General features: G+C 47.7%; 22 protein-coding genes. 14 read left to right on the top strand and 8 right to left on the bottom strand.

Features of this window, described 5'->3' with window-relative positions; all coding sequences use genetic code 11:
* The first annotated feature begins 482 nt into the window (after positions 1 to 482).
* From ecsA to AC1DN5_RS12910, 3 genes are read left to right on the top strand one after another with little or no spacing between them, the layout of a single operon-like run.
* Positions 483 to 1,226 (top strand): ABC transporter ATP-binding protein EcsA, encoded by a 744-nt coding sequence (gene ecsA / locus AC1DN5_RS12900; protein WP_016938341.1) that lies wholly within the window; start codon positions 483 to 485, stop codon positions 1,224 to 1,226.
* Complete coding sequence (locus tag AC1DN5_RS12905) at positions 1,219 to 2,445, top strand: ABC transporter permease (RefSeq protein WP_016938340.1); 1,227 nt, start codon at positions 1,219 to 1,221, stop codon at positions 2,443 to 2,445. The genes ecsA and AC1DN5_RS12905 overlap by 8 nt, the downstream gene beginning before the upstream one ends.
* A gap of 42 nt (positions 2,446 to 2,487) precedes the next feature.
* Positions 2,488 to 3,192: an EcsC family protein gene (locus tag AC1DN5_RS12910; RefSeq protein ID WP_016938339.1), complete on the top strand. Its 705-nt coding sequence runs from the start codon at positions 2,488 to 2,490 to the stop codon at positions 3,190 to 3,192.
* A 22-nt stretch (positions 3,193 to 3,214) separates the two neighbouring features.
* Here AC1DN5_RS12910 and AC1DN5_RS12915 read toward each other — a convergent pair whose 3' ends face one another.
* From AC1DN5_RS12915 to hmoB, 3 genes are all read right to left on the bottom strand, one after another.
* Complete coding sequence (locus AC1DN5_RS12915; RefSeq protein WP_366969591.1) at positions 3,215 to 4,402, bottom strand: M20 family metallopeptidase; 1,188 nt, start codon at positions 4,400 to 4,402, stop codon at positions 3,215 to 3,217.
* A 68-nt stretch (positions 4,403 to 4,470) separates the two neighbouring features.
* Positions 4,471 to 5,856, bottom strand: a complete 1,386-nt coding sequence (locus tag AC1DN5_RS12920) for a hypothetical protein (protein WP_095240995.1) — start codon at positions 5,854 to 5,856, stop codon at positions 4,471 to 4,473.
* Positions 5,857 to 5,970: 114 nt separating this feature from the next.
* Positions 5,971 to 6,471 carry a heme-degrading oxygenase HmoB gene (gene hmoB, locus AC1DN5_RS12925; RefSeq protein WP_366969590.1) on the bottom strand — a complete coding sequence of 167 codons (501 nt, stop codon included), beginning with the start codon at positions 6,469 to 6,471 and terminating at the stop codon, positions 5,971 to 5,973.
* Positions 6,472 to 6,593: 122 nt separating this feature from the next.
* On the opposite strand from hmoB, the gene AC1DN5_RS12930 reads away from it, so the two are divergent.
* The 6 genes from AC1DN5_RS12930 to AC1DN5_RS12955 all read left to right on the top strand — a co-directional run bounded on the left by AC1DN5_RS12930 (position 6,594) and on the right by AC1DN5_RS12955 (position 15,518).
* Positions 6,594 to 8,735 (top strand): transglycosylase domain-containing protein, encoded by a 2,142-nt coding sequence (locus tag AC1DN5_RS12930; protein WP_366969589.1) that lies wholly within the window; start codon positions 6,594 to 6,596, stop codon positions 8,733 to 8,735.
* 123 nt (positions 8,736 to 8,858) lie between these two features.
* Positions 8,859 to 9,920: a uroporphyrinogen decarboxylase gene (gene hemE / locus AC1DN5_RS12935; protein WP_029575331.1), complete on the top strand. Its 1,062-nt coding sequence runs from the start codon at positions 8,859 to 8,861 to the stop codon at positions 9,918 to 9,920.
* A gap of 75 nt (positions 9,921 to 9,995) precedes the next feature.
* Entirely contained in the window at positions 9,996 to 10,931 is a 936-nt protein-coding gene (gene hemH, locus AC1DN5_RS12940; protein WP_016938333.1) for a ferrochelatase, read from the top strand.
* Positions 10,932 to 10,958: 27 nt separating this feature from the next.
* Positions 10,959 to 12,392 carry a protoporphyrinogen oxidase gene (gene hemY / locus AC1DN5_RS12945; RefSeq protein WP_016938332.1) on the top strand — a complete coding sequence of 478 codons (1,434 nt, stop codon included), beginning with the start codon at positions 10,959 to 10,961 and terminating at the stop codon, positions 12,390 to 12,392.
* Positions 12,393 to 12,540: 148 nt separating this feature from the next.
* Positions 12,541 to 13,113 carry a TetR/AcrR family transcriptional regulator gene (locus tag AC1DN5_RS12950; RefSeq protein WP_016938331.1) on the top strand — a complete coding sequence of 191 codons (573 nt, stop codon included), beginning with the start codon at positions 12,541 to 12,543 and terminating at the stop codon, positions 13,111 to 13,113.
* 71 nt (positions 13,114 to 13,184) lie between these two features.
* On the top strand, positions 13,185 to 15,518 hold the full coding sequence (locus AC1DN5_RS12955) for a YhgE/Pip domain-containing protein (RefSeq protein WP_366969587.1): 2,334 nt from the start codon (positions 13,185 to 13,187) through the stop codon (positions 15,516 to 15,518).
* Between the two features lie 61 nt (positions 15,519 to 15,579).
* Here AC1DN5_RS12955 and fabHB read toward each other — a convergent pair whose 3' ends face one another.
* A complete protein-coding gene (gene fabHB, locus AC1DN5_RS12960) occupies positions 15,580 to 16,557 on the bottom strand; it encodes a beta-ketoacyl-ACP synthase III FabHB (RefSeq protein ID WP_045925275.1) in 978 nt (325 codons plus the stop codon).
* Between the two features lie 59 nt (positions 16,558 to 16,616).
* The gene (locus tag AC1DN5_RS12965) at positions 16,617 to 16,847 is read right to left on the bottom strand and encodes a hypothetical protein (RefSeq protein ID WP_155816750.1); all 231 of its coding nucleotides are present in this window, start codon (positions 16,845 to 16,847) and stop codon (positions 16,617 to 16,619) included.
* Between the two features lie 198 nt (positions 16,848 to 17,045).
* Between AC1DN5_RS12965 and AC1DN5_RS12970 the strand changes: the two genes are divergently transcribed.
* Positions 17,046 to 18,077, top strand: a complete 1,032-nt coding sequence (locus tag AC1DN5_RS12970; protein ID WP_032864854.1) for a M42 family metallopeptidase — start codon at positions 17,046 to 17,048, stop codon at positions 18,075 to 18,077.
* Positions 18,078 to 18,117: 40 nt separating this feature from the next.
* Here AC1DN5_RS12970 and AC1DN5_RS12975 read toward each other — a convergent pair whose 3' ends face one another.
* On the bottom strand, positions 18,118 to 19,407 hold the full coding sequence (locus AC1DN5_RS12975; RefSeq protein ID WP_016938326.1) for a cation:dicarboxylate symporter family transporter: 1,290 nt from the start codon (positions 19,405 to 19,407) through the stop codon (positions 18,118 to 18,120).
* Between the two features lie 233 nt (positions 19,408 to 19,640).
* Positions 19,641 to 19,775, bottom strand: coding sequence for a protein YhfH (gene yhfH, locus AC1DN5_RS12980; protein ID WP_016938325.1), 135 nt, complete (start codon positions 19,773 to 19,775; stop codon positions 19,641 to 19,643).
* A 157-nt stretch (positions 19,776 to 19,932) separates the two neighbouring features.
* On the opposite strand from yhfH, the gene AC1DN5_RS12985 reads away from it, so the two are divergent.
* From AC1DN5_RS12985 to AC1DN5_RS13000, 4 genes are all read left to right on the top strand, one after another.
* Complete coding sequence (locus AC1DN5_RS12985) at positions 19,933 to 20,667, top strand: MBL fold metallo-hydrolase (protein ID WP_060963145.1); 735 nt, start codon at positions 19,933 to 19,935, stop codon at positions 20,665 to 20,667.
* Positions 20,668 to 20,679: 12 nt separating this feature from the next.
* Positions 20,680 to 21,675, top strand: coding sequence for a lipoate--protein ligase LplJ (gene lplJ, locus AC1DN5_RS12990; protein WP_064778239.1), 996 nt, complete (start codon positions 20,680 to 20,682; stop codon positions 21,673 to 21,675).
* Between the two features lie 81 nt (positions 21,676 to 21,756).
* Entirely contained in the window at positions 21,757 to 22,401 is a 645-nt protein-coding gene (locus AC1DN5_RS12995; protein ID WP_188153870.1) for an SDR family oxidoreductase, read from the top strand.
* Positions 22,402 to 22,532: 131 nt separating this feature from the next.
* Complete coding sequence (locus tag AC1DN5_RS13000; RefSeq protein WP_016938321.1) at positions 22,533 to 24,074, top strand: fatty acid--CoA ligase family protein; 1,542 nt, start codon at positions 22,533 to 22,535, stop codon at positions 24,072 to 24,074.
* 50 nt (positions 24,075 to 24,124) lie between these two features.
* Here AC1DN5_RS13000 and AC1DN5_RS13005 read toward each other — a convergent pair whose 3' ends face one another.
* Positions 24,125 to 24,520, bottom strand: coding sequence for a YhfM domain-containing protein (locus tag AC1DN5_RS13005; protein WP_064778236.1), 396 nt, complete (start codon positions 24,518 to 24,520; stop codon positions 24,125 to 24,127).
* Positions 24,521 to 24,657: the final 137 nt, after the last annotated feature.

Here is a 24,657-nt window from a genome sequence, read left to right on the forward strand (position 1 = left end):
TTCCTCCCTGAAAAGAAATATATGTATATTCTCATCGTACCACAAAACTTGCCGAAATAAAAAACAGGATGAACGGCTGGCGTTCATCCTGATGCAGAAGTACGAGCTTTATCACAGAAAATTGAATATGCCTTTTGTAAGCACCTCATTTGTTTTTAAAATGAAGACTTATGGGTCTGCTTGATCATTCCTGGGACAAACACCTCATTTGATTATTTCATCATGACTGAAGAACATCATCAAAGCAGTGTGTGAAGAAATTGTAAGCATAAGACATGTTGATTTTCATCCAACTGTTCTAAGACGTCTTTTATAAACACCTCATTTTCAGTTGATTAAAGCTGTTTCCTTCTACACATATTATGATGTCCGCTGTCACGATAACTATGCAGGCTTTTTTACGTGAGAAAAAAAGGGAATCGTTTCAAATCAGCCTTTATTTTTGGTACTATGAAGAAAAACGAATCAGAAGGGGAGAAATTATGTCTCTGCTATCGGTAAAAGACTTAACCGGCGGTTATACGAGAAACCCGGTTTTAAAAAATGTTTCATTCACCCTTGAGCCGAACCAGATTGTCGGACTCATCGGATTAAACGGCGCGGGCAAGAGCACGACGATCCGGCATATTATCGGTTTAATGGACCCGCATAAAGGCTCGATCGAGCTGAACGGCAAGACGTTTTCAGAGGATAAAGAGGGCTATCGTTCGCAATTTACGTATATCCCCGAAACGCCGGTGCTGTATGAAGAACTGACGCTCAAAGAGCATTTGGAGCTGACGGCCATGGCGTACGGCCTTTCGAAAGAAACGCTTGAAAAAAGGCTTCCGCCGCTTCTGAAAGAATTCAGAATGGAAAAAAGGCTGAAATGGTTTCCCGCTCACTTTTCCAAGGGGATGAAGCAGAAGGTCATGATCATGTGTGCGTTTCTCGCGGAGCCTTCGCTTTATATTATTGACGAGCCGTTTCTCGGGCTTGACCCGCTTGCGATCAATGCATTGCTGGAGCGGATGGACGCCGCGAAAAAAGCCGGATCAAGCGTGCTGATGTCAACGCATATACTGGCGACGGCAGAGCGCTACTGTGACGCTTTCATCATTTTACATAACGGCGAAGTACGCGCAAGCGGAACGCTGGAAGAATTGAGAGAGCAGTTCGGCATGAGAGACGCCGCTCTTGATGATTTATATATTGAACTGACGAAGGAAGACGCCGGCCATGAATAATATGTCTACTATTTGGCAGTCCCGGCTTGAGGAGCATATAAAGGAAACCAGAATGTATATGAAATATATGCTCAATGATCATCTCGTCATTGTCCTGATCTTTTTTATTGCCGGCGCTGCGAGCTGGTACAGCAAATGGGTCAAAGACATTCCCGTTCATTTCCCGTCCTTTTGGGTGATGGCGGTGCTCTTTTCTATCGTGCTGACGGGTTCATACGTCCGGACGCTGTTAAAGGAAGCGGATCTCGTGTTTCTGCTGCCGCTTGAACCGAAAATGGGGACTTACTTTAAGCATGCATTCAAGTACAGCTATCTGTCACAGCTGTTTCCGCTTATCGCTCTGTCGCTTGTATGCATGCCTCTGTTTTTCGCTGTAAGTCCGGGGGCGTCGCTTGCGTCGTATGCCGCCGTTTTTATTCAGATGCTGGCGGTGAAAGCGTGGAATCAGGCCATGGAGTGGCGGATGACATTTATGAATGACAGAAGTATGAAAATGATGGATGCGGTCATACGCTTTATCTGCAACATGCTGCTTTTATACTTCGTCTTACAATCGTTTTATCTGTACGCTGCCGCCGTCTACATTGTAATGGCCGGCCTTTATGTCTATTTCACATCAGCTGCGAAACATAAATCGTTAAAATGGGAAGCTCATATTGAATATGAATTAAGAAGGAAGCAGCGGTTTTACAGAATTGCCAATCTGTTTACCGATGTGCCTCACTTGAAGAAACAGGCAAAACGCCGGGCGTATCTCGACTTTTTGCTCAGAATGATTCCGTTCGAGCAGCGGAAAACGTTCTCCTATATGTATGCGCGGGCCTTTCTTCGTTCAAATGATTATCTGGGCATTCAGGTCAGACTCACGATTATTTTTATCCTGATTATTATGCTCGTTTCCGCCAATCCGTTGATAACGGCGGCGTTAACCGTATTTACCGTCTTTATTACGGGGATACAGCTTTTGCCGCTGTTCGGGCATTTTCAACATCTGTCGTTACAGGAGCTTTACCCGGTCAATCAGAAAGTGAAGCTGAAAAGTTTCTTTTCACTGATGAAATCGGCGTTAACCGTGCAGGCACTGCTGTTTTCGGCAGCGTCGGCCTATGCCGCGGGAGTCAGCGGGGCGCTTTATGCCGCTATCGCTTCAGCCGTCCTGATCTTTGTGATTATGCCTTCGTATATGGGCGGCAGATTGAAAAAGTACGGCAGGCTGTAATCAAACGGGTTTTTGAAACCTTTACGAAAGAAGGAGACGCGGATGACCGGCGATCAGCAGCTGATACAGGAAGCCCTGCAATGGAAAGCGCGTTTTTTGCGTAAGGATTCCATGTTTGAACGTTTTTCTACAGGCATGCAGGCGAAAATAAATGAGCGGATTCCCGGAAAAATTCATGCCGTCATCACAGAAAGCATTAAAAAAATGACCGAGGCAACAATGGCGGGGTCAAACCTGGTAAAAAGCAAGCGGGATACAAGCGGCATGTCGCTTACAGAAAAAGATGCCCTTGCCAGACAAACTATCGCATCCTATCAAAAGGTGGCGGCAGCCGAGGGCATCGGTACGGGGGCCGGCGGAATTTTTTTTGGGATGGCTGACTTTCCTTTGCTGTTGTCCATTAAAATGAAATGTCTGTTCGATCTTGCCTCCGTTTACGGCTATGATGTGAAAGATAGAGATGAACGATTGTTTTTGCTGTTTATTTTTCAGCTTGCTTTCTCAAGCGGTGAACAGCGGAAACGCATATATTCAATCATTGAACATTGGGATTCAAAAAAGCATGAAGTTGATTGGAGAGTTTTTCAGCAGGAATACCGCGACTATCTGGACGTGGTGAAATTGTTTCAGCTTTTGCCGGTCGTCGGAGCCGCCGTGGGCGGAGCGGCCAATTATAAACTGCTGTCACAGCTCGGCGAGACGGCAAGGCACGTTTATCATTTAAGAATCACAGCAGCCGGTACGTAATGTACCGGCTGTTTTTTAATGCCTATCGGGGGTAGCTCACCGCGGCGCCGATCAGCACCTTGGCGGCGGTCAGCATCGCTTTTTCATTAAAATCAAATTTCGGATGATGGTGAGGGTAAATAGATTCCGCATCGTCTAAAGCGGCGCCCGTAAAGAAAAAAGCGCCTTTTGTATGCTGCAGATAATAGGAAAAATCCTCTCCCGCCATCTGCGGCTCTCCTTCAACGACTTTCGTGACGCCGTCTGTTTCCGCGGCGGCTGCCGCAGCGTGCGCCGCTTCCTCCGGATGATTGACGACGGCGGGATAGCCGCGTTTGAAACGATACTCATAGGAAGCGGAGTGCATGGAACAGATCCCTTTTACGACGGCTTCTATTTCTGCTTCGAGCAGGCTGCGCACCTCTTCATCAAACGAGCGTACGGTGCCTGTGATGACTGCCTGATCAGCAATGGCGTTAAACGGATTTTCAGCGATGAATGAGCCCGCTGAGATGACGGCCGGCTGCATCGGGTTTACACGCCGGCTCACGATATGCTGAAGGGCCGTGACGATTTGTGAGCCGATTAAAACGGCGTCTTTCGTATCGTGAGGGATCGCGCCGTGGCCGCCTTTGCCGATGACTTTAATCGTAAAGCCGTCAGCGGCGGCCATCACTGGGCCCGGGCGGCATAAGACCGTTCCGACGGGTTCAGTCACCCATAGGTGTGTGCCGAAAACGGCATCGACATGTTCAAGGCAGCCGTCCTCAATCATTGATGTTGCTCCGCCGGGAGATAATTCCTCGGCGTGCTGGTGGATCATCACAAATGATCCTTTCAGTTTTTTCCGGTTGTGATAAAGCACTTTTCCGGCAGCAAGCAGAGCCGCCGTATGGCCGTCGTGGCCGCAGGCGTGCATGACGCCGGGAATTTGTGAAGCATAGGGCACATCTTTTTCATCCTGTATCGGCAAAGCGTCAAAATCAGCCCTGAGCGCGACACAAGGTCCCGGTTCTCCGCCTTCAATATAGGCTGTGACGCCGTTTCCCCCCACGTTCGTCCGGATGGGAACGCCGAGCTTTTCATAAAACGTAGCGATGAATGCCGGTGTTTTTTTCTCTTTAAAGGAAAGCTCGGGATTCCTGTGAAGGTGACGTCTGATTTCAACCATTTCCTCATACAGCCCGTCAAGCTGAGCGTACAAGCTTTTTTGAAGTGTCGTTAATGTCAAAAGCGGTGCCCCCTCGTCTGCTTTTCCCATGATTGTATATAAAATGTCAGAAGATTTCAATCTTTTTGCTACGGAAGAATGATGATGGCGGCAATCGTCGTGACGATAAGCCCGGCCGTCACCGGGATAAAGTTTTTTCTGGCAAGCTCAAACGGGTCGACTTTACAAATAGCCGCAGCGGGAATAAGTGCCCAAGGGACCAATGTTCCGCCCCCGACCCAGATCGCTGAAATCTGGCCCAGCGCCGTTAAAACGGCCGGATTCGTATGAAGCGCGGCGGAAAACAGCTTTGCCATCGATCCTGCAAGAGAAATACCGGAAAAGCCTGAACCGTCAAGCCCGGTAATCGCACCGACTGCGGTCAGGGCGATGCCGGCGAATTCCCCGGACATCGGAAAGGAATGGGACAGCGCCAGGCCAAGGTCATTGACGATACCCGCAGACCCTTTCGGCAGGGGGGTGTTCAACATACTTTTAAACCCCGCGTCACCAAGATAAAAGAACGCCGCGATCGGAATGACGGGGCCGAATACTTTAAAGCCGAATTGAAAACCGCCGATAAAATACTCAGTGATCTTTTCTAAATGCCGCTGCTTATGCACGATGAAATGAATGATCAGGAGAATGCCGATCGCCGTTCCCCCGACGAGTGCCGTCGCATCATTTCCCTGCAGGCGGTAGACGATCATGCAGATAATATCGGCGAGGAAAACAAGCGGAATGAGAACAGCCAGAGTCACCCTGAGTTTTTTCGGGAGATACATGCTTGTGTCCAAAGAACCGGAGCTGTCAAAGGAGAGGGGGACCTGCGTTTTTTTTCGCTCCCGCATGATGAGAAAAAAAGCGGTGATTGTCGTCGTTAATCCCATGATTAAAACGAGCGGAATACTAGCCTGCATGACATCGCCCACAGGAACGCCCGCGGCATCGGCTGTCAATTTCGGCGCCGCCTGAATGACGTAATCACCTGATAAAGCAAATCCGTGGCCGAACAGGTTCATCGCCATTGCCGCGGCGATCGGAGAAAGACCCGCCCGGATCGCCGCGGGAAGCAGCACAGCGCCGATCAGCGCCACACCGGGTGACGGCCAGAAAAAAAGAGAGATGGCAAACATCAGGCAGCCGATGATCCAATACGCGGCAGCCGGCCCCTTCATCAGCTTCGCAAACGGAGAAATCATCGCTTCATTAATACCTGTTTTGGTCAAAAGTCCGCTCATGGCCACGATAAAACAAATAATAAAAATCGTCGGCAGCAATTCCCCGGCGGCATACGTGAAGCTGTGAAACAGGCTGCTGACCGAAGCGGAGAATGAATGCGTCGTCCATAGCGCAATCACAAAAATACCGGCAAGTGAAATAAAGGTTGTATCTTTTCTGAGAAGCATAAAAACGATAATGGCCGCGATAAAAGCAACATAAAGCAGATGTACCGAGTAGATGCCGATCCCCAATTGAACCACTCCGTTTATAAATAGGATTGCTACAGGTTATTCATAGGCGGGCGGAAGGTGCAAAGGGGAGGCGGAAAATCGGGACTAAAAAAAGCCGGAGAATCTCCGGCGGTTTTAATCTATAGCGTAATAAGCGGTTACATAAGACGGGCGGGAGAAAATGGACGTCGTGTCGATGCCGGCTGATGTTCCGCGTTTTTTATGGGCTTCCTGATAAGAGTTTGACTGCTGCCAGCCCTGAAAGGCTTTTTCCTCTTCCCACAGGGTCAGGATGACATACGTATCGCCTTCAAGCGGCCTTAATACGCGGATGGCTTCAAAGCCGGGTTCATTTTCCACTTTGCCGGCGCGGTTTTTAAACCGGTTTTCAAACAGCGGACGGCCTTCCTGGGTAACGGCGATGTTATTGAGGACGGCGTAGCCCGGATGTTTGATTTCCCCGACGCTGTCGATGCTTTCATAGGAATGGGGCGCCTGAAAAACGGTTCCGCCATTTGTCTCATGGATTAAAATCGCATTTTCCTCTCCTTGCATCAGCACCATATTCTCATTTGGGTGTTTCTTTGCAATCGTTTTTAAAAAATCGGCTGTCCCATATGTAATATAAACCTTCATATCAGCCACCTCCTGCTTGCTAGTATAACAAAAGAGTGGTATAAGTTTCTATTGGCGACTCATTCTGACATAATTCGAAACAATATTTCCCATACTACAAGTTAAGAAAGGCGAGGTGACTTATGCTGAAAAAGAAAAAAAGATTCTTTATTCCGGCTGTAATTGCGGCGGTAACCGCTTTTCTCGCGTTAATCGGATACATTATCATTATATTTCTCGGCCATTATGTCATCGATGAAAAGAAATTAATCCTGCACGCATCTTCAAAAATCGTCGATCAAAACGGTGATGAAATCGCGAGTCTTTATACGGAAAACCGCGAACCGGTATCCATTCAGGAGGTTCCTGAAGATGTGAGAGATGCTTTTATCGCCGTTGAAGATAAACGATTTTACGAACATCACGGCATTGATGTAAAGTCTGTCGGCCGGGCGATGTTCCGGGATATTTTAGCGGGCGGCAAGGTGGAGGGCGGAAGCACGATCACCCAGCAGCTGGCGAAAAACATTTTTCTGACTCATGATAAAACATTTTTACGCAAAACGAAGGAAGTCATTATCGCCATCAATCTTGAGCGTGATTACAGCAAGGATAAGCTGCTTGAAATGTACTTGAACCAGCTCTATTTCGGCCATGGCGTTTACGGCATTCAAGCCGCGTCTCACTACTATTTTAATAAAGAAGTAAAAGATTTAACCGTTGCAGAAGGCGCCGTTCTGGCGGCTATACCGAAGGCGCCTTCCCTTTATTCGCCGATTCAGCATCCCGGCAAAAATAAAGAGCGGCGCGATACGATTCTTTCCATGATGAACGATCAGGGCTATATCAGCGCAAAAGAAGCCGTCAGAGCCCAGGGCCGGACATTGGGGCTTCATATCAAGAAAACATCTGAAACGCCTTGGTTTGACAGTTATATCGATCTTGTCATCAAGGAGGCGGAATCCCGTTATTCGATGTCAGGCGAACAGCTTCTTCAAGGCGGCTATACGATTCGGACATCGCTTGATTCCAAACTGCAGAAAACGGCATATACGCTCATGAGGGAAAGCGGCTATTTTCCGGGAACGGATCAGGCGGCGGAGGGAAGCGCCGTCTTTATTGATAATAAAACCGGAGGCGTCCGCGCGGCGGTCGGCGGTCGCGACTATGTGACAAAAGGATACAACAGGGTAACGGCGCCGCGGCAGCCGGGCTCAACGTTTAAGCCGCTTGCCGTGTACGGGCCCGCCATGCAGGAGGACAAGTTCAAACCATACTCGCTACTTCAAGACAAACTGCAGTCTTACAACGGGTACGAACCGAAAAATTATGACGGACAGTACAAGGGGCAAGTGACGATGCAGGACGCGATCACCTACAGCATAAATGCGCCCGCTGTCTGGACATTAAAGCAGATCGGCGTGGATACGGGAAAATCGTATCTTAATAAAAACGGCATAAACATTTCTGACAACGGACTCGCGATTGCGCTGGGCGGTCTGTCAGAAGGCGTCACCCCGCTTCAGCTGGCCGGAGCTTATCATACATTTGCGGCAAACGGAATGTATACGAAGCCATTTTTTATAGAGAACATCACGGACGAAGACGGAGAAACGATTTCCGGACCTAAAAACGGCAAAACGCGCGTCTTCAGCGGACAGACGGCATGGAATATGACGAGGATGCTTCAGCAGGTCGTAAAAGAAGGAACCGCTTCACAAGGCAGCTATCAGGGCGGCCTGGCGGGGAAAACCGGCACGACGTCATTTACCGGCGTCCCCGGCGCCACGAAGGACGCCTGGTTTGCGGGATACACTCCCGGACTGACGGGAGCCATCTGGATGGGGTATGACAAAACAGATAAAACCCATTACCTGAAAGGCGGAAGCCAGTATCCTGTCAGACTCTTTAAAGATATCGTCACAAAAGCGGGGGAAAACGGCAAAACATTCAAAAAGCCTGAAAATGTGAAAGAACTGGGAAGCCCGATTGAGCTGAAAGCGGTGAAGTCCCTGTCGGCCGGTTATACATTTAAGGCGATGGGACTGATTACGGTTCAATTAAAATGGGATGCTCAAAAGGATGATCGGGTTGTTTACCGAATATATGAAAAGAAAGACGGAAAAGACAAGCTTCTGGATTCGGTGAAAGGAAAAGGCAGCTTTGACATACCATACGCCAACCTGTTTTCAGGGGCTTCATACAAGGTCGTTCCATATAATCCACAGACGAATCAAGAAGGAGAGGGAACGGAATACGTTCAGCCGAAGCTTTTCTCTTCTTAATGATGAATTCGGCGATTTTTTGAACATTAGGCCTCAATTCTATACCATTTTGAAAAAACAAGGTATAGTGTAATGGGCGAAGAACACGAACGTATGGTTGCAGGAGGAAAGGTGGAAATTCAGATGAGTAAACGAGAAGCGTTTAATGATACGTTTTTAAAAGCGGCACGGGGAGAAAAAACAAATCATGTCCCTGTCTGGTACATGAGACAGGCGGGGAGGTCACAGCCGGAATACCGCAAGCTGAAGGAAAAATACGGCTTAGTCGAAATTACGCATCAGCCCGAGCTGTGCGCGTATGTGACGAGACTCCCGGTCGAGCAGTACGGAGTGGACGCTGCCATTTTATATAAAGATATTATGACGCCTCTTCCTTATATCGGAGTGGATGTCGAAATTAAAAACGGAATCGGCCCGGTGATCGATCAGCCGGTGCGCTCTGCTGCGGATATTGAAAAGCTCGGCGAACTGAATCCCGAACAGGATGTTCCTTACGTGCTGGAAACGATCAAATTACTCGTAAACGAACAGCTGAATGTCCCGCTCATCGGTTTTTCGGGAGCGCCTTTTACGCTGGCCAGTTATATGATTGAAGGCGGGCCTTCTAAAAATTACAACAAAACAAAAGCGTTCATGCACAGTATGCCGCAAGCGTGGCAGATGCTGATGGACAAGCTCGCGGATATGATTATCGTTTATGCAAAAGCGCAGATTAACGCCGGCGCAAAAGCCATTCAGATTTTTGATTCCTGGGTCGGCGCGCTGAACCGCGAAGATTACCGGCAATTTATAAAACCGGTGATGGACAGAATTTTCCGGGAGCTTTCAGCAGAACAAGTTCCGCTGATCATGTTCGGCGTAGGCGCAAGCCACCTGGCCGGAGACTGGCATGACCTTCCTCTTGACGTTGTCGGTCTTGATTGGAGACTCAGCATAGATGAAGCCAGAAAACAAGGCATCACAAAAACGGTTCAGGGCAATCTTGATCCGTCGCTTCTTCTTGCGCCTTGGGAGGTCATCGAGAAAAAAGCGAAAGCGATTCTTGACCAGGGTATGAAAACGGATCGGTTTATTTTCAATTTAGGACACGGCGTATTCCCTGATGTAAACCCGGAAACGCTGAAAAGGCTGACGGCGTTTGTGCATGAATACTCCGCGGCTAAAATAGGGGAACAATCTTCCTGAGCAGATCGTTGGTTATAAGAAGATTTTCCTGTCAAAATCAAGATAGACAGACCATCAAAAGAGGTGTTTAACAAAATGAGCAGCAAAAAGAAAATGGGACTTCTCGTTATGGCTTACGGAACGCCTTACAAAGAAGAAGACATAGAACGTTATTATACACATATCAGACGCGGAAGAAAGCCGGAGCCGCACATGCTTCAAGACTTAAAAGACAGATATGAAGCGATAGGAGGCATTTCGCCGCTTGCAAAAATTACGAAGGAGCAGGCGGAGAAGCTCGGACAGCGTTTAAATGAAATCCAGGACGACGTCACATTCAAAGTGTACATCGGATTAAAACATATTGAACCGTTTATCGAAGACGCGGTGGCGGACATGCATAAAGACGGCATTACAGAAGCTGTCAGCCTGGTGCTCGCCCCTCATTTTTCAACATTCAGCGTCCAGTCATACAACAAACGCGCCAAAGAAGAAGCGGAGAAGCTTGGCGGCTTGACCATCAAGTCGGTTGAAAGCTGGTATGATGAACCGAAATTCGTTGATTATTGGGTCAGCCAGGTGAAGAAAACGTATGAATCAATGCCGAAAGAAGAACGGGATGACGCGATGCTGATCGTCTCAGCGCACAGCCTTCCTGAAAAAATTAAAGAATACGGCGATCCGTATCCTGACCAGCTGGAGGAATCCGCAAAACTGATTGCCGAAGGCGCCGGAATTACCGATTACGCAGTCGGCTGGCAGAGCGAAGGGAACACCCCTGATCCATGGCTCGGGCCGGATGTGCAGGATCTCACGCGCGAGCTGTATCAAAAGCATCCTTATAAAGCATTTGTATACGTGCCCGCAGGCTTCGTTGCCGATCATTTAGAGGTGCTTTACGATAATGATTACGAATGCAAAGCTGTGACCGATGAAGTCGGCGCAAGCTACTATCGTCCGGCCATGCCGAACGCACAGCCCGAATTTATCGACGCGCTTGCAGCGGTCGTGCTGAAAGAGCTGGACAAGTAGAACTAAACGGTAAAGAAGGCGATAAAAATGAGTGGCGATAAAAAACATCTGGTCATCATCGGCGGCGGCATAACGGGATTAGCCGCCGCCTTCTACATGGAAAAAGAAATCAAAGAAAAACAGCTGCCGCTTGAGGTCACCCTGATTGAAGCGGGCCCGAGAGCGGGCGGCAAAATTCAGACGGCGCATAAAGACGGCTACATCATTGAGCGGGGGCCGGATTCTTTTCTGGAAAGGAAAAAAAGCGCTCCCCAGCTCGTAAAAGATTTAGGGCTTGAGCATCTGCTCGTCAACAATGCGACCGGCCAGTCTTACGTGCTCGTCAACGAGACGCTTCATCCGATGCCGAAGGGCGCGGTGATGGGCATCCCGACAAAAATCGCTCCGTTCATCTCCACCGGCTTATTTTCTGTTCCCGGAAAGGCGCGGGCGGCGCTGGATTTTGTTCTGCCTGCGAGCAAACCGAAGGAAGATCAGTCTCTGGGTGAATTTTTCCGCAGACGCGTCGGTGACGAAGTTGTTGAGAATTTAATAGAACCGCTTTTGTCAGGGATCTATGCCGGAGATATTGATAAGCTGAGCCTCATGTCCACATTTCCGCAATTCTATCAGACTGAGCAAAAGCACAGAAGCCTGATTCTCGGCATGAAAAAATCGCGTCCGCAGCCTTCAGGACAGCAGCTGACGGCCAAAAAGCAGGGGCAGTTTTTAACGCTGACAACAGGGCTTCAAACGTTGGTGGAGGAGCTGGAAAAGCAGCTTACGCTGACAAAAGTGATGAAAGGCACGAAAGTCACCCATATCGGCCGCGAGGAGAAAGGATATTCCGTGACGCTTGATAACGGCAAAGTGCTTCATGCGGAAGGATGCATTGTAACAGCGCCGCATAAAGCCGCGGCGAAAATGCTTTCTGATCTGCCGGCGGTTTCATGTCTCAAAGACATGCATTCTACATCCGTCGCCAACGTCGCCTTAGGTTTTCCTGAGGGAGCCGTCAAGATGGAGCATGAAGGTACGGGATTCGTTATCTCAAGAAACAGCGACTTCTCCATCACGGCCTGCACATGGACGAACAAAAAATGGCCGCATGCGGCGCCGGAGGGCAAAACACTGCTCAGGGCGTACGTCGGAAAAGCCGGAGATGAATCCATCGTAGATCTTTCAGATAACGAGATCATTAACATCGTAATGGAAGATTTGAAAAAAGTAATGAATATCAAAGGCGAGCCGGAAATGACCTGTGTGACCCGCTGGAACGAAAGCATGCCGCAGTACCATGTCGGTCATAAAGAGCGCATCAAAGAGTTCAGAGACGCGCTGAGAGCTTCCTATCCGGGTGTATACGCGACGGGCGCGTCTTTTGAAGGGGTGGGCATCCCAGACTGTATCGACCAGGGAAAAGCTGCCGTATATGATTCACTGGCTTATTTATTTGAAACGTACCAGCCTCCGTTATCTTAAAACGGAGGTTTTTTTGCATGTTCCCGTTCTGTAAAGGGAACACCAATAAAAAGAAAAAACATTTGAATCTTCTTTGCGACTGTGATAAGTTATCTTATGTACAAAATGACTAAAACGTTCAAACGGTCAATTTAACGAGGTGGGAAACATGTCCGTCGATCGGAAAAAGCTCATTCTGGAAGCGGCAACGAAGTCTTTTACACAATTCGGCTACAAAGCAACGACAATGGATCTGGTGGCGAAGCTGGCAAATGTGGGGAAGGGAACCATCTATACGTTTTTCAAAAACAAGGAAGAACTGTTTGATGATATTTTCACCACTATTTTAAGAGAAATGAAGGAACACGCCGATGAAGCGATGAAACCGGAGCTTTCATTTCACGAAAATGTCCACCGGGCGCTTGTCGCGATTTTGGAATTCAGAAAAACACACCAGCTGACGATTAAAATTTTTCAGGAGAACGCCGAGATTGGTACAATAGCCGTTCAGGATGTCATTGCGAAAATGGAGCGGGCCATTCTGTCATATATTAAAGAAAAGATAGAATATGCCATTGAAAACGGGAGCATTAAACCGTGCGATCCGGAGCTGACCGCTTTTGTCATGCTTAAGCTTTACATCGCGCTGATATTTGACTGGGAAAAAAACCATCCGCCTCTTGAAAAAGAGACGATCGCCGAATTGCTGGAAATGTATGTTGGTCAAGGATTATCTAAATAGATGATCCTTCACTTTTTAGGTGCCGTGACCGTTTTGTCAAATGAGTCAGTTTGCGGAAGGAGGCAACAGGGTTGAATACAATAAAAAGCCAGTGGAAAGACATTGTAACGAGCAAGAAACTGTTAATCCCCATCATTGCCATATTATTCGTTCCGCTGATTTACAGCGGAGTGTTTTTGAAGGCGTACTGGGACCCGTACGGCACGGTGGATCAGCTGCCGGTAGTCGTTGTCAACCAGGATAAAGGGGCGGACTACGAAGGGAAACATCTTCAGATCGGTGACGATCTTGTGAAAGAATTAAAGAAAAATGATAATTTTGATTGGCATTTTTCAAGCGATCTTGATCAATCGTTAAAGGACTTATTAAATGCTAAATATTATTTAGTGGTCGAGATTCCTGAAGGTTTTTCGAAAAACGCCAGCACGGTAATGGATAAAAATCCGAAAAAGCTGGATCTGAAATATCATACGAACGCCGGATCCAACTATGTCGGGGCGACAATCGGCGAAAAGGCGATCGATAAACTGAAAGCCTCCGTGTCGAAAGAAGTGACAGAGCAATACGCAAAAGTCATTTTTGACAACTTTAAAGATATTGCCAAAGGACTCGGGAAAGCCAGCAGCGGCGCCAAGAAAATAGACGATGGCACGAAAAACGCGAAAGACGGCAGCGCCAAGCTGAAGGAAAATTTAGCGAAGCTTACTGAAAGTACCGCAACCATCAGCGACAAAACACAGCAGCTTACCGACGGAGCGGCGAAAGTGACAAGCGGGATTCAAACGCTTAACAGCTCTATCGCAAAACTGCAGAGCGCAAGCGCCGACATTCAAGACAAATCGGGACAGATTGCTTCAGGAGGAGGCGAGGTGGCCAGCGGGCTTAAAACGAGTCTTGACGGGCATAAGCAGCTCCAGCAAAAGCTTCCGGATTTAACGAATGGATTAAGCGCATTAAACAGTAAGGCGCAGGAAGTATCGCAAAAAGCGGCGGCATTTGAAGATGCGATCAATTCAGTCAACCTCTCAGATATTGAAAAAGCGGTTGGGGAGCTTGAGCAGACTGAAAAGGAATTGCAGCAGTTTAAGAAAAAGCTTTCTGATCTGAAAAACAGCCTGGATGCCCGGGATGATGCGGTCAAAAAGGTGATTCAGGACAGTGATTTCTTAACGGGTGAGCAAAAAACGAAACTGGTTCAGCTTCTGAATGAGAAGCTTCCGAAGGCTGACCTTCCGGATTTAGACAATATCGTCAGCCAGCTTCCGTCCGGCGGAGATGTTCAGCTTCCGGATATGTCAGTTATAAAAAGCGCGCTGGAAGATGTAAAAGCGAAGGCTGATCAGCTGAAAGCACTGCCGCAGTCCACATCGAAACTGTATAACGGCGCGGCGGCGGTACAAGACGCGATTAACCAGCTGACAGCGGGAACTGACAAATTATACAGCGGAGCGCAGACCGTCTTTGAAAGCCAAAACAAACTGACGGCCGGTATCGGCGAATACAACAGCAAGTTCGGACAGCTCAAATCAGGATCAGAAGCGTTAGTGTCAGGGAGCGGCCAGGTGTCTGGCGGCTTAACGAAACTGCTGGACGCACAAAACAAAGTCCATGACGGTTCGTCCAAAATTGAGCAGGGCCAAGCGTCACTCGGCACCGGTTTAAGCAAGCTTTTAGACGGCACCGGACAATTGTCCAGCCAGCTGAAAGATGCGGCCGATCAAACCGGAGACATTAAGACAGATAACAAAACGTACAGCATGATTGCCGATCCGGTAAAAACAGACGATAACGCGATTCATTCCGTGCCTAACTACGGTACGGGACTGACGCCTTATATCCTGTCTATGGGCTTATATGTCGGCGGATTGATGCTGACGGTCGTATTCCCTCTGACTGAAGCTTCGGGCCGTCCGAGAAACGGGTTTGAATGGTTCCTCAGTAAATTCAGCGTCATTCTGCTCGTCGGACTGATTCAATCTGTTATAGTCGCCACGGTTCTGTTAAAAGGAATCGGGCTTGATGTGGAAAGCACTTGGAGATTCTATCTCTTTACGATGATTACCAGCATCGCGTTCTTGTCCATGATTCAATTATTAGCGACCACGATGGGAAATCCGGGACGCTTTATCGCTGTCATCATTCTGGTGCTCCAGCTCGGGGCAAGCGGAGGAACCTTCCCGCTTGAACTTCTGCCTGGATTCTATCAAGTGATTCACGGGGCACTGCCGATGACGTACAGCATTAACGGATTCCGTGCCGTCATTTCAAATGGCGATTACGCCTACATGTGGCAGCAGGCATCGATTCTATTGGGCATTGCCGTTGTCATGATCGCGCTGACCATCGTGTACTTTACGGTGCAAAGCAAAAAAGAACACAAAGCGGAAGAAGAAATCACAGCATAAGAAAAAGAGGCCCTGGGCAGATGCTCGGGGCCTCTTTTTTCAGCTTTCGATCATCGTTCGATTAAAATCCCCATCTCACCAGCAATCCGGTATACGTCAATCCGCCGCCGAACCCGAATAATACCAGTGTCTGGCCTTCCGACAGTTTTTTCGCTTTCACGGCTTCATCCAAAGCGAGAATAATAGAAACCGATGAAGTGTTTCCGTAATATTCAACGCTTGTCAATGTCCGTTCAAGCGGGAAAGGAAGTTTTTCACAGATGGATTCGATCATCCGCATGTTGGCGCTGTGAGGAACGAACCAATCCAGATCGTCTTTTGAAAAGCCGGCTTTTTCTAAAAGGGCATTGCATTCCTCAGGCACGGTTCTGACCGCCCATTTATATACTTCGCGCCCGTTTTGCACCATGTTTCCTCCGCCCTTAAGCGGCTCGCCGTTTAATTCTGCGCTCAGCCCCGTGCGATACAGCACGTCCGCGCCGCTCCCGGCCGTTCCTTGCACGGCTGCCAAAAAGCCCGGCGCTGATTCGTCGCGTTCCACCAATAAGGCGCCTGCAGCGTCTCCGAAAAGGACGCAGGTCGTCCGGTCAGTATAATCCGTTACTTTTGATAATGTTTCACCGGCAATCACGATCACTTTTTGATGAGAACCGGCGGTGATTAATGCGTCTGCGAGCTGAAGGCCGTATGTGAGTCCGGCGCATGTGGCGTTAATATCAAGGGCGCCGGTGTGAGGCCAGCCGAAATGAGCCTGCACGCGTGCCGCAGTGCTTGGAAACGCATAGTCCGCCGTCGTTGTAGCGACAAGGATCATATCGACATCATCAAGGGTCCCGCTGTATCGTTCTGCAAGGTTTTTCACCGCTTCTATACATAAATCCGATGTGAATTCATGTTCGCCGGCAATACGTCTTTCCTTCATGCCGGTACGCTGGACGATCCATTCATCAGATGTATCGACGATGCGCTCCAAATCCGCATTTGTTAATCGGCGTGCCGGAGCATATGTACCGATTGCTGTAATTTTAGATTTTGACATGATGAATCACTCCTTTATAATCAGATTATAACACCAGATATTAATACTTGGTACTAATTTTAATAAAAAAACCCAAGCAGCATCCGCTGGTTGGGGAGCATGAGACATCTATTTATAAAACGGGCTTGTGTGATATTACCAATGACGGCAGCAGTGGCGGCGATGATGGCGGCATGAATGATGATGCTTTCTTTCCTTTTTCTTCTTACAAGGTTCTTCTTCTTTTTTCTTCTTGCAGGGATCTTTGTCTTTTTTACAGCACCAGAAGGAGTCTGCATCAAACCAATCATCCTCAAACCAATCCTCAAACCAATCTTTATGAAACCTTTTCCGCTTATGCGATTTACGGCTGATCATACATTTCCCTCCTATCCCCATGCTCCCTTCATCTTATGAAAAAAGAGAAGGAAAAGATTGGACGGGTTGTGGATCAAAAGAGTATATTTTAAGAAGAATCAAATTGATAGGAGGAATGACCTGTGGCAGATATGAAACATACGATGGAACTGATTAAAAAACTGGTGTCGATTCCGAGTCCGACGGGCAATACATACGAGGTTATCGCCTATACAGAAAGTCTTTTAAAAGACTGGGGCGTCTCCTCTTACAGAAACCGCAAAGGCGGTCTTTTTGTCACGATTCCCGGCCGTGATGACAAGAAACACAGATTGCTGACGGCGCATGTCGATACGCTCGGCGCGATGGTAAAGGAAATAAAGGCGGACGGCCGGCTGAAGATTGACTTGATCGGCGGCTTCCGATACAACTCGATTGAAGGGGAATATTGCGAGATCCAAACTGCTTCCGGCAAAACCTATACAGGCACCATTTTAATGCATCAGACTTCAGTGCACGTCTACAAGGACGCCGGCAAGGCAGAGCGGAATCAGGAGAATATGGAAGTCCGCCTTGATGAGCCTGTCCGGACGAAGGAGGAGACCTCCAATCTCGGCATCAGGGTCGGCGATTTCATTTCATTTGATCCGCGCGTGCAGATGACACCGAGCGGTTTTATAAAATCCCGGCATCTTGATGATAAAGCGAGTGTGGCCCTGCTCCTGAACTTAATCCGCCGCATCACAGAAGAGAAAATCGAACTTCCGTATACGACGCACTTTCTGATTTCTAATAATGAAGAAATCGGCTACGGCGGCAATTCCAACATTCCGCCTGAAACCGTCGAATACTTGGCTGTTGATATGGGAGCGATCGGCGACGGCCAGTCTACGGATGAATATACCGTCTCTATTTGCGTGAAGGATGCAAGCGGCCCGTATCATTATCAGCTCAGAAAACATCTGGCCGGGCTTGCGGAGCGCTATGGCATTGATTATCAGCTTGATATCTATCCGTATTACGGTTCTGATGCCTCAGCAGCTATCCGTTCGGGCCATGACATCGTCCACGGGCTGATCGGCCCGGGAATTGACGCGTCACACGCCTTTGAACGCACGCACGAATTATCGCTTCTTAATACGGCGAAGCTTTTGTACCGGTACGTTCTATCGCCGATGGCATAAAAAAACCCTGCGCGGAAAAAGTTCCGTGCAGGGTTTTCGTTTAACCTGAGATGGTTGTGTTTTGTTCTGTTTTGGCGAGGCTCATGACCTTCGCGCCTTTAGCGGGATCATACTGACCTTCCCATTTTGACATCACAACGGATGCCAGCGCGTTTCCGGTCAGATTGACGACCGTACGGGCCATGTCCATAATCCGGTCAACACCGGCGATGAATGCAAGGCCTTCTGCAGGAATGTTGAATGCGCCTAGTGTCGCAAGCAGGACGACGAAAGAAGTCCCGGGCACGGCAGCCATTCCTTTGGAAGTGACCATCAAGACAAGCACAAGGGTAATCTGCTGCCAAATGGACAAGTCAACGTGGTATACCTGAGCGAGGAATATTGCGGCGATAGATTGGTACAGCACAGATCCGTCTAAGTTAAAGGTATATCCGATCGGCACAACAAATGAAACAATACCTTTCGGACATCCGATTTTCTCCATTTTTTCCATAACACGAGGGAGTACAGTTTCGGAGCTTGACGTACTGAACGCCAATAAAATTTCATCCTTCATATAGGCGAGGAATTTGAAAATGTTAACCCCGGCAAGCTTTCCGACGATTCCGAATACAACAATGAGAAAGAAAGCCAAAGCTACATATACTAAACCGACCAGTTTACCGAGTGAAAGCAGGGAACTGAGCCCAAATTTGGAAACGGTAACACCAATCAATGCAAAAACACCAAACGGAGCAACTTTCATGACCAGGTTCACAACGTGGAACATCGCATGAGAAACACCTTCAAAGAAGGCCAATACGGGCTTTCCTTTTTCACCGATTGCCGAGATGCCGAGTGCAAACAGCACGGTAAAGCAGATGATGGCAAGCAGATCTCCTTCGGCCAATGATTGGAAGAAGTTTGTCGGTACAATATGCAGGAATGTGTCCGCGATGGATTTATTATTTTGTTCTTTTTCTGTTTCAACATATTGACTGATATCTGTTTTTTGAGCCTCATGTATATTAACGCCTGTTCCCGGATGAAAAAGATTTGCCAAAGCCAGTCCGAGAATGATGGCGAAAGTGGTAATGATCTCAAAATACAAAATCGTTTTGAAGCCTAATTTTCCGACCTGTTTTCCGCTTCCCGCGCCGGCAACGCCGATGATTAAGCTGGAGACGACGATTGGAATCACGATCATTTTGATTAAGCGTAAAAACAAATCGCCGATAGGCTGTAAATAAGTTGGAACAGCAGGATTGCCATACCAGATGACACCGACTACAACCCCTAGTATGAGTCCGACGAAAATTTGCGTCGCTAATCCAAAACGTAATTTTTTCATAGATTACCTCCCGAAGAAAAAAGTGCAATAAGTATCTAAAAAGATAGCTATTAGAACAAATTATAATAGAAAAGAAAACAATTCGTCTATAAAAAAATATAGATTGAAAATACTGAATTGTACAAAACATACAGATAATTGCTAATAATGGTGGATAACGCCCTATTCAGAAAGTACGGCGCCGGCCGAAAAATAAAGGTGCCGCACCCTTTTGACTGTGCGGCACCCTATTGTCACATATCCTTTATTTTTAAGCAATCGTCACAAACATTTCCATAGCATTCATGCTGTTCAGCTATTTCTTTGCCGCATTCCGCACACTTTTTACCGGGCAGATTTCTAAAAAATTCTGTTATTTTATCCAACATACCCATCCCTCTTTCGTTGTGTTGTCTTTACATTGTATTATAACAGTTAATGAAAATCAACGGCTGTTTTGGCACAATGTTTAAAACATGCAATTTATACGAAAAATAGGTATATTGAAGGAAAGGATCTTTTTATCTTAAACATTCGGAGGATGCTATGAAAGTTACAGTTATTGGATGCTGCGGCGGGTTTCCGGCCGCAAATGAAGCAACTTCAGGCTATCTGTTTCAGTCCGGCGGTTATTCTTTGCTCGTCGATTGCGGAAGCGCCGTATTATCAAAGCTGTTTGCCTATGTACCGGCAGAAGAGCTTGATGCCGTGATTTTGTCCCATTATCATCATGACCACATCGCTGATATCGGACCGCTTCAATTTGCCAAGCAGGTCGGCTCATTTCTTGGAAAAGGGACGGATGCGCTGCCGATTTACGGGCATGATGCTGATATAGAACAGTTTGAGCGTCTTACATACAAAACGCATACAAAGGGAATGGCCTATCAGCCGGACCGTCCGCTTTCTGCCGGGCCGTTCACGATTACCTTCCTGAAAACGGTGCATCCGGTCACTTGTTATGCGATGCGCATTACTGACGGTTCTGCTTCCGTTGTGTATACGGCTGATTCAAGCTATCAGGACTCGTTTATTCCGTTTGCGGAAAATGCCGATCTGCTGATCTGCGAGTGCAATTTTTACGCAGACCAGGACGGCACGTCAGCCGGCCATATGAACAGCTTGGAAGCCGGACGTATCGCGAAGGAGGCGGGAGCGGGGGAGCTGATTCTCACGCATCTGCCTCACTTCGGCGAGCACCGCAAACTGAAAGAAGAAGCGGAAACCGTGTTCGGGGGCGAAGTGAAAATCGCGGCCTCCGGATTGAAGTGGGAGAAATAGAGGAGGAGCACCATGTTATTTATTGACAACCAAAACATAACCGATCCGAGGATCAACCTCGCGATCGAAGAATATTGCGTGAAGCATCTCGACCCTGAACAGACGTACCTGCTTTTTTATGTCAATCAGCCGTCGATTATCATCGGGAAGAATCAAAATACAATAGAAGAAATCAACACGAAATACGTAGAAGATAACGGAATCATTGTCGTCCGCAGACTGTCAGGAGGCGGCGCGGTTTATCACGATCTCGGAAATTTGAATTTCAGTTTTATCACAAAGGATGACGGAGACAGCTTTCACAATTTTAAAAAATTCACCGAACCCGTCATTCAGGCGCTGCGCCAGCTCGGTGTGGAAGCTGAATTAAGCGGCCGCAACGACATTGTCGCAGATGGCAGAAAAATTTCCGGCAACGCTCAATTCTCGACGAAAGGGCGGATTTTCAGCCACGGAACATTAATGCTGGATTCGGCCATTGACCATGTTGTGTCAGCGCTGAAAGTGAAAAAAGACAAAATTGAATCAAAGGGCATTAAATCAATCAGAAGCCGTGTCGCCAACATCAGCGAGTTTCTTGATGACAAAATGACGGCCGATGAATTCAAAAAGCATCTGCTTCACCATATTTTTAATACAAATGATCTTTCCAAAGTGCCGGAATATAAGCTGACGGATGTAGACTGGAAAGCGATCCGGAAGATTTCTGAAGAGCGTTATCAAAACTGGGACTGGAATTTCGGCAGGTCGCCGGCATTCAATCTTCAGCATTCCAAACGTTATCCGGTCGGATCAATTGATCTGCGCCTTGAAGTGAAAAAAGGAATCATTCAAGACTGCAAAATTTTCGGTGATTTTTTCGGTGCGAAAGATGTGAGTGAAGTCGAACAGGCGCTGATCGGAAAACAGTATGACAGAACCGCGATCAGGGAGGCGCTGGCCGGAATTGAGCTGAAACAGTATTTCGGCAAAATAGAGCTGGAAGACTTTCTCGAACTGATTTATTAGAACACTTGCCGAACCGCATGATTTGAATCAGCGCCCGTTTTTATGAAATGATAGAACCATAATAGATAGGGAGGGATCATGATGAAAGTATTTCTCATCGGAGCAAACGGACAGATCGGACAGCGGCTGACCGGGCTGTTTCAAAAAGACGGCACCCATACGCTTCGGGCGATGGTCCGGAAAGAAGAGCAGAAAGAAGCGCTTCAAGCTGCGGGAACAGAAGCCGTTCTTGCCGATCTGGAAGGAAGTGCGGAAGACATCGCGAAAGCCGCCGAGGGTTGTGACGCGATGGTTTTTACCGCCGGATCAGGAGGAAGCACCGGCTATGATAAGACGCTTTTGATTGATCTTGACGGAGCGGCAAAAGCGATAGAAGCGGCAAAAAAAGCCGGCATTAAGCGGTTTATTATGGTGAGCGCCCTTCAGGCTCATAACCGGGCCAACTGGAATGAATCGCTGAAGCCGTATTATGCCGCTAAACATTATGCGGACAAAATTCTTGAAGCGAGCGGTTTGACGTATACGATTATCCGTCCCGGCGGGTTATTAAATGATCCCGGCACGGGCAATATCAATGCCGCCGCCGATTTAGAAAGAGGCTCCATTTCAAGAGACGATGTCGCCAAGACCGTTATCGCATCCCTTAATGAACCGAATACGTTTGAAAAGGCGTTCGATCTGACGGCGGGCAGCACGCCCATCAGAGAAGCGCTGAAACAATTATAGTTTCCGGTTTTACGGCACTCGGGGCTTTTAGCCCTTGAGTGTTTTTCTATATTTTTCTATAATGAAAGTGAACGTTTATTCCGGAGAAATGAATGACTATTCATTCATTACATTTTTAAAGGGGTGGGAAAATGAATCTGGTTTCCAAATTGGAAGAAACGGCATCACAGAAACCGGAAAAACCGGCTTGTCTGTTTCAAGATCAGTACATGACGTATGAGGAGCTGGCAGGTAAAATCGAAGCATTTGCAAACGGATTGGAAGACAGGGGACTGAAAAAAGGGGATCATCTCGCTTTGCTGCTCGGAAATACGCCTGATTTTGTCATTGCGTTTTTCGGCGCGTTAAAAGCGGGAGTTGTCGTCATACCTGTTAATCCGGCATACACACCTTCAGAGATCGCATATATGATGAAAAACGGCGATGTCAAAGCGATCGCCGGCATCGACCTTTTAATTCCCGTATTTGAAAGCCTGCACGGCTCACTGCCGCTAGTGGAGCATATCATCATCAGTCAGACCGCAGAGAACGCTCCATCGACAGAAGACCCTCAATTGCGCTTGAAAATGACAACGTTTACAAAAATGCTCCGTCCAGCGGAGCGCACCAGAACCTATCCGACATTGTCCCAAGATGATACTGCCGTCATTTTATATACCTCAGGGACGACGGGAAAACCGAAAGGCGCCATGCTCACCCATCAGAATCTTTTTTCCAACGCAAATGATGTCGCCGGATACTTAGGAATGAATGAGAAAGATAAAATTGTAGCCGCATTGCCGATGTTTCACGTTTTTTGTTTAACCGTTTGTATGAATGCGCCTCTGATGAGCGGAGCGTGTGTATTAATCGAGCCGCAATTCAGCCCGGCCTCTGTGTTTAAACTGATTAAACGCCGGCAGGCAACTATTTTTGCAGGCGTTCCGACGATGTATAACTACCTGTATCAATATGAGCACGGCAAAGCGGAGGATTTTGCGTCTATCAGGCTCTGCATTTCAGGCGGAGCTTCGATGCCGGTCGCTCTGCTGCAGACGTTTGAACAAACCTTTAATGTCACCATTTTGGAAGGATACGGACTTTCTGAAGCGTCGCCGGTTACTTGTTTCAATCCGTTTGACCGGGGGAGAAAGCCCGGCTCAATCGGGACGAATATTTTGCATGTCGAAAATAAAGTCGTTGATACGCTCGGTCGAGAGCTGCCCGCTCATCAAGTGGGGGAATTGATCGTGAAAGGGCCGAATGTGATGAAAGGCTATTACAAGATGCCGGAGGAGACGGAACACGCGCTGAAGGACGGCTGGCTGTACACGGGTGATTTGGCGAAGCGCGATGAAGACGGTTATTTTTATATCGTCGACAGAAAAAAAGATATGATTCTCGTCGGCGGATACAACGTCTATCCGCGCGAAGTAGAAGAAGTGCTCTACAGCCATGAGGGCATTAAAGAAGCCGTGGTCATCGGCGTTCCTGACGCCAAAACGGGGGAAGCGGTGCATGCTTATATAGTGCCTGCGGATGGTGAGCTGACAGAGCAGGCCGTTGTTGATTACTGTGAACAGCATTTAGCAAAATATAAGCGCCCGGCGGAAGTGGTTTTTCTTGATGAGATTCCGAAGAACGCGACCGGGAAGCTGCTGAGACGGGCGGTTCGGGACATGCTTCCGAAATGACAGACGAAAAGCGAAGCCTGAGGGCTTCGCTTTTACATGAACTGATCCGGTCAGCTCTGCGATTCTTCCTTAATGATGCTTTGCACAAGCAACGTATCATGCCGGGTCAGTTTGTAATACGTGTTTTTATACTTGTACGTCATATAATTGCCGCTTTCGAGCCACATGCTGAATGAATCAAAACGGTCTTCATGGTATTTGACCGTTCCGTTGTAATCGGGAGACACGCTTTTGGTCAGTTTGACTTGTTTTCCTTGGTTCAAGATATCGAGCATATCTTTTACATTCTGCCTGTCTTTAATTTTGATTTCTTTTTTTCCGTGCTCAGACAGAATAATCAGATCTGCGTTGCTTGATGGAAACACATCGCCGGTCCGGCTGTATACATAGAAGAAAGCAATAACCAAAAGGGCGATTACTACAATAAATGCGATTATTTTTTTCATATTCATCACTCCGTCTTTTAGTCTTTCCCGCTTCCTGTTGTTCCATTCTTTTCTGTTGTGAAAAGATTAACATCCGTTTCGGAGGCTTGGTTCTATTTATTTGCATTTATGCTTACAATAGGAGTAAGTCATAAGGG

It is taken from the genome of Bacillus sp. 01N42_2, from assembly GCF_056399565.1.

Coding starts and splice junctions, on each gene's coding strand:
- ecsA (WP_016938341.1), top strand. CDS start 483: ATGTCTCTGCTATCGGTAAAAGACTTAACCGGCGGTTATACGAGAAAC.
- AC1DN5_RS12905 (WP_016938340.1), top strand. CDS start 1,219: ATGAATAATATGTCTACTATTTGGCAGTCCCGGCTTGAGGAGCATATA.
- AC1DN5_RS12910 (WP_016938339.1), top strand. CDS start 2,488: ATGACCGGCGATCAGCAGCTGATACAGGAAGCCCTGCAATGGAAAGCG.
- hmoB (WP_366969590.1), bottom strand. CDS start 6,471: ATGAAGGTTTATATTACATATGGGACAGCCGATTTTTTAAAAACGATT.
- AC1DN5_RS12930 (WP_366969589.1), top strand. CDS start 6,594: ATGCTGAAAAAGAAAAAAAGATTCTTTATTCCGGCTGTAATTGCGGCG.
- hemE (WP_029575331.1), top strand. CDS start 8,859: ATGAGTAAACGAGAAGCGTTTAATGATACGTTTTTAAAAGCGGCACGG.
- hemH (WP_016938333.1), top strand. CDS start 9,996: ATGAGCAGCAAAAAGAAAATGGGACTTCTCGTTATGGCTTACGGAACG.
- hemY (WP_016938332.1), top strand. CDS start 10,959: ATGAGTGGCGATAAAAAACATCTGGTCATCATCGGCGGCGGCATAACG.
- AC1DN5_RS12950 (WP_016938331.1), top strand. CDS start 12,541: ATGTCCGTCGATCGGAAAAAGCTCATTCTGGAAGCGGCAACGAAGTCT.
- fabHB (WP_045925275.1), bottom strand. CDS start 16,557: ATGTCAAAATCTAAAATTACAGCAATCGGTACATATGCTCCGGCACGC.
- AC1DN5_RS12965 (WP_155816750.1), bottom strand. CDS start 16,847: ATGATTGGTTTGATGCAGACTCCTTCTGGTGCTGTAAAAAAGACAAAG.
- AC1DN5_RS12970 (WP_032864854.1), top strand. CDS start 17,046: ATGAAACATACGATGGAACTGATTAAAAAACTGGTGTCGATTCCGAGT.
- AC1DN5_RS12975 (WP_016938326.1), bottom strand. CDS start 19,407: ATGAAAAAATTACGTTTTGGATTAGCGACGCAAATTTTCGTCGGACTC.
- yhfH (WP_016938325.1), bottom strand. CDS start 19,775: ATGTTGGATAAAATAACAGAATTTTTTAGAAATCTGCCCGGTAAAAAG.
- AC1DN5_RS12985 (WP_060963145.1), top strand. CDS start 19,933: ATGAAAGTTACAGTTATTGGATGCTGCGGCGGGTTTCCGGCCGCAAAT.
- lplJ (WP_064778239.1), top strand. CDS start 20,680: ATGTTATTTATTGACAACCAAAACATAACCGATCCGAGGATCAACCTC.
- AC1DN5_RS12995 (WP_188153870.1), top strand. CDS start 21,757: ATGAAAGTATTTCTCATCGGAGCAAACGGACAGATCGGACAGCGGCTG.
- AC1DN5_RS13000 (WP_016938321.1), top strand. CDS start 22,533: ATGAATCTGGTTTCCAAATTGGAAGAAACGGCATCACAGAAACCGGAA.
- AC1DN5_RS13005 (WP_064778236.1), bottom strand. CDS start 24,520: ATGAAAAAAATAATCGCATTTATTGTAGTAATCGCCCTTTTGGTTATT.